Genomic DNA, 4,739 nt, shown 5'->3' with positions numbered 1-4,739 from the left:
GAGGCGGAACCGGCCCTGTCCGATACCGAGATCGAGGCCCGTGTCGACCGGATCCTGGGCGACATGGCGCGCGACCAGGATGGGCACCGCGCGCCCGGCGCGCTCTATCAGGATTTCTCGCTGCGCTGCCGGATGCTGGGCCTGCCGGCGCCGCCGCTGCAACCGCCGGTCTTCACGCGCCGGCTGGCGCTCGCCCGCGCCGGGCTGTCCTCGACCGAGCTGGCCGACGATGCGTGGCAGGCCGCGCTCGGGCTGGCCGAGGGCGTTCCGGAGGACATGGTCGGCGTGTTCATGGCGATCGCGCGCGCCGCCAAGGATCAGGCGCCCTGCCCGACCGAAGACGAGCTTGCGAGCATCTACGGCACGCATTCGCTCGGCCGGGTGCGCCGTCTGCTCGCTTACATGGAGAGCAAGAATTATATCGCGCTCAGGGTCGACCTGCGCGGTCGGCGTACCGCCGCCGTGCCGCAGCTCGGCTGGACGACCGCGCCGGAGGCAGCCGACGCGACCGCCTGATACGTAAACGACCGCGCGAGCCCTGTAACGAGGGGCCCGCACGGTCGTCGATCAAAGTTACGCCACACTACTCGCTACCAAAGTCGCAGCCCCCGGCGCCCTCGGTGCGACGCCGCGATAGCCGCCTGAAAATGCACGAACAATTCACCTGACGGGCAGTATGCTATACTAACTTTCGATCAGGTTCGATCCGAGGGCGGGAACGGTATCGTGAAATGGGGGCGACAGGTTCGCGTCGGAAGAGCGGAGCCCGGCATGGCGGATCAGCTTATTTCGGCACGCAGCAGCCGACTGGTGGCCTATGCCCGCGTCATCCTGGCGGCGTTCATGCTCATATCCGTCCTGTTCGGGGAGCTCCGCAACGCGGAGGTGCAGAGCATCTTCCGGGCGGTCTTCAGCATTTACCTGGCCTACAGCCTGCTGATCATGGTCTGCGTCTGGACCATGCGCCTGCGCCGCCACCTGCTGCATGCGGCGTTGGTCCTGCTGATCATCGACACGGTCACCTTTTCGGCGCTGCTCAACATGACGCCCGATCCGCGTGGCTCGTTCTTTACCCCGCTGACCTTCATCCTCCTCAGCGCGACGGTGCAATGGGGCTATCGCGGCGCGTGCTGGAGCGGACTGCTGGTCATCGCCGTGTTCCTGGCGTCGGGGCTCCGTCTCGACCTGCTTTCGCCCGAAAGCGGACCGGCGCGGCAGCTGTTCCTCGTCCGCATCGGCTATCTCGGCATGATGTCGATCACGCTGGCCGCATTCGCCCAGCATCTGGAACGGCTGGTGACCGAGCTGACGCGGATCGCCCGCCCGATCTCGCTGCGCGGGGAAGGCGGCGAGGTTTCCATGATCCCCTGCCTTGCGCACGCGCTGGCGGTGTTCGGTGTCGGGCGCGGTGTGATCATCTGGGCCGATCCGGAGGAGCCGCACCTCTCGGTCGGGCGGATCGACGATGGCGTGTCGCACACCGCGACGCTGCCCGGGATCGACGTGCCCCTGGTCGAAATGGATCACAAGGCGACACCGTTTCTGTACGACCGGATGCGCGGAATGAGCCTGTATCGCGCCAATGGCCGCCTGCGGGAGAGCAACGATGTCGCGCTGCATCCCCTGCTCGACCGGATCGACTATCATCGCGCGCTGGTGATCCCGATCATGGCGACGGGCGCGGAGGGGCTGATCATGGTGCTCGACCCGCCGGATCCGGCCAATGAGGACCTGATGGTCGCGACGATGATCGGCAACCAGATCTCGCTCACGATCGAGGCATGGAAACTTCAGGCGGAGCGGCGGATCAGCGCCGCGAGCGACGAGCGCGTGCGCCTGGCGCGCGACCTGCACGACGGCGTGCTGCAATTCCTCGCGGGGTCGCGTCTGCAGCTCGACCTGATCGCCCGCACCGACCTGTCGAGCGAAGCGCGGGAACGTCTGGAACAGATGCGCGACGCCATCGCCGAGGAGCAGCGCCAGCTGCGCCAGGTGGTCCAGGCGATGCGGCATGGGCCGAAACGCGGTTCGACCCATCTCGGCAACGCGCTCTGCCAGGTGGCCGAGCATCTGTCCAAATCGTGGGACGCGGACGTCTCCGCCCATGTCATTCCGAGCGACGTCGACGTATCGGAAGCGATGGAGGAGGACATCGTCCGCATCGCGCGCGAGGCGGTCGCCAATTCCGTGCGCCACGGCGGCGCGCGGCGCGTCTCGATCGAAGTCCGGCAGAGCCGCGACAGCCTGAAGATCATGATCGGCGACGACGGGCGCGGATTCCCGTTCGAGGGGGAAATGATGCACGACGAACTCGCCGAATTTGCCGGCCGACCGCGCTCGCTCCATGCCCGCGTCAGCGCGATGGGGGGCAGGCTCACGTTGGCGAGCGGAAAATCCGGTGCCCGGCTCGACATCTCCCTGCCCGACCGGAGGGCGCGCTGATGGCCAGCGTCGTCGTCGCGGACGATCACCCGATGATGCTGGACGGCGTCGCCGGCCTGCTCGAAGCGGGGGGGCACACGATCGTCGCGCGGTGCCTCGACGGGCGCGGGGCGAGCATCGCGATTTACGCGCACCAGCCCGACATCGCCATCCTCGACGTGCACATGCCCCACCGCAGCGGGCTCGACCTGCTGCGCGACGCGCGCCGAGAGAAGTGGCGCACCAAGATCGTGATCCTGACCGCCAGCACGGATGCCGCGCCGGTGATGGAGGCGGTGCAGCTGAAGGTCGACGGCCTGATCCTGAAGGGGACCGGCGGCGACACGCTGCTGCGCTGCCTCGACCGCGTGATGGAGGGGGAGCAATTCCTCGATCGCGACGCGATGCAGCAGATCGTCCACACGCTCGCCCAGCCGGCCGAGCAACCCCTCAACCTGACGCCGCGCGAGGCGGAGGTGGCGCAGCTCGTGGCGCGCGGCAACCGCAACAAGGAGATCGCGCGCGCGCTCGACATCTCCGAAGGCACGGTGAAGATGCACCTGCACAATCTGTACGAGAAGCTCGGCGTCTCGTCGCGCACCGAGCTGGCGATCCTTGTCCGCGACAAGGGCGTGAATTAGACAGGCGCGCGCGGCCGCCGCAGCGACATGCTGCGCCCGTGATGGAGGGTGCCCAATGATCCGCCTGCTTCCCGCTCTGCTTGCCCTTGCCGTGCCCGCGACCGCCAACGCGGCGCTCGCCGTGGGCGCGAAGGCTCCCGATTTCTCCACCCAGGTCAGCCTTGCCGGCAAGCCCAAGCCCTTCTCGCTGGCGCAGGCGCTGAAAAAGGGGCCGGTGGTGCTGTATTTCTATCCGGCCGCCTTCACCCAGGGCTGCACAATCGAGGCGCATCAGTTCGCCGAGGCGACCGACGACTTCAACAAGCTGGGCGCGACGGTGATCGGCATGTCGGCCGACCCGATCGACAAGCTCAACCGCTTTTCGGTCGAGGCGTGCCGCAACAAGTTCGCGGTGGGATCGGCGACCGCCGGGACGATCGCCGCCTATGACGTCACGTTGCCGCGCAATCCGGCGATGTCGAACCGCACCTCCTACGTCATCGCGCCTGACGGCAAGGTGATCTTCGCCCACACGGCGATGGAGCCGGCCGGGCACGTCACTGGTACGATGGAGGCGGTGAAGGCGTGGAAGGCCGCGCACCGCAAGGGATGACCGACGCACGCGCGCTGATCGATCGTTTCGCGCTGTCGCCGCACCCCGAAGGCGGCTGGTATCGCGAGACGTGGCGCGCCGACGCGGCGGCGGGCGCGCGATCGCCCGGCACCGCGATCCTGTTCCTGCTGGAGGAGGGTCAACGCTCGCACTGGCACCGGGTCGATGCCGACGAGCTGTGGCTTTGGCATGCCGGCGCGCCGCTCGACCTGTCGATCGCGGCCGATGAGGCGGCGATTCCGGAGACGGTGGTGCTCGACGGGGGTAACCCCCAGGCGTGCGTGCCCGCCGGCCACTGGCAGGCGGCGGACGCGGCGCGCGGCTGGGCATTGGTCTCGTGCGTGGTCGTGCCCGGCTTCGACTTCGCCGGGTTCACGCTCGCACCCGAAGGCTGGTCGCCCGGGCCGGCCTAGGCCGGCCGCGCGGCGTCCCAGAACGGATAGTCGAGATAGCCCTCGACGCCCTGGGTGTAGAACAGCTCCGGCCGCGGCGGATTGAGCGGCAGGCCTTCCACGAACCGGCGCGGCAGATCGGGGTTGGCGAGAAACGGGCGCCCGAACGCGATCGCATCCGCCTCACCCGCGTCGAGCGCGGCCTGGCCGGTCGTGAAATCATAGTCCGCGTTGAGCACCAGCGGGCCGCCGAAGGCCGCGCGGATGACGGGATGGACCGGCGCCACGTCAGGGGTTCCGCGCGTGCCGCCGGGACGCGGCTCCCGCAATTCGATCCACGCGACGCCCTTGTCACTCAGCAGGGCGGCGGCGGCGGCGAACAGGGTATGCGGATCACTGTCGTTCACGCCCTGCGATTCGCCATTGGGGGAGAGGCGGACGCCCACCCGGTCGCCGCCGATCGTCGCGACCAGCCGCTCAGCCACCTCGCCGAGCAGCCGGATGCGGTTTTCGACCGCCCCCCCATAGATGTCGGTGCGATGGTTCGCCTTGTCGCGCAGGAACTGGTCGATCAGATAGCCATTGGCGGCATGGATCTGTACGCCGTCGAAGCCGGCGGCGAGCGCATTGCGCGTCGCGGTGGCGTAATCCTCGATGATGCCGGGGATCTCCTCCAGCGTCAGCGGCCGGGCG

General features: G+C 68.5%; 4 protein-coding genes and 2 pseudogenes. 5 read left to right on the top strand and 1 reads right to left on the bottom strand.

Annotated elements, in window-relative coordinates:
- The 5 genes and pseudogenes from ACOJSF_RS08630 to ACOJSF_RS08610 form a co-directional block, all read left to right on the top strand.
- Window positions 1–516 (top strand): annotated as a pseudogene (locus ACOJSF_RS08630) (ATP-binding protein); the annotation flags it as partial.
- A gap of 255 nt (window positions 517–771) precedes the next feature.
- Window positions 772–2,442, top strand: a complete 1,671-nt coding sequence (locus ACOJSF_RS08625; protein ID WP_420141806.1) for a sensor histidine kinase — start codon at window positions 772–774, stop codon at window positions 2,440–2,442.
- Window positions 2,442–3,062 (top strand): LuxR C-terminal-related transcriptional regulator, encoded by a 621-nt coding sequence (locus ACOJSF_RS08620; protein ID WP_420141805.1) that lies wholly within the window; start codon window positions 2,442–2,444, stop codon window positions 3,060–3,062. Before ACOJSF_RS08625 ends, ACOJSF_RS08620 begins: the two co-directional genes overlap by 1 nt.
- Before the next feature lie 55 nt (window positions 3,063–3,117).
- Complete coding sequence (locus ACOJSF_RS08615; protein WP_420141804.1) at window positions 3,118–3,654, top strand: peroxiredoxin; 537 nt, start codon at window positions 3,118–3,120, stop codon at window positions 3,652–3,654.
- Entirely contained in the window at window positions 3,651–4,067 is a 417-nt protein-coding gene (locus ACOJSF_RS08610; protein ID WP_420141803.1) for a cupin domain-containing protein, read from the top strand. The genes ACOJSF_RS08615 and ACOJSF_RS08610 overlap by 4 nt, the downstream gene beginning before the upstream one ends.
- Here the strand turns inward: ACOJSF_RS08610 and ACOJSF_RS08605 are convergent.
- Window positions 4,064–4,739: pseudogene (locus ACOJSF_RS08605) on the bottom strand (alkene reductase); the annotation flags it as partial. The gene ACOJSF_RS08610 and the pseudogene ACOJSF_RS08605 sit on opposite strands and share 4 nt — an antisense overlap.

The sequence above is a fragment of the Sphingomonas sp. genome (genome assembly GCF_048594985.1).
GTDB lineage: Bacteria > Pseudomonadota > Alphaproteobacteria > Sphingomonadales > Sphingomonadaceae > Sphingomonas_I.
Note: the sequence above shows the minus strand (reverse complement) of the source record. Positions and strands in the feature narration are given on the sequence as shown.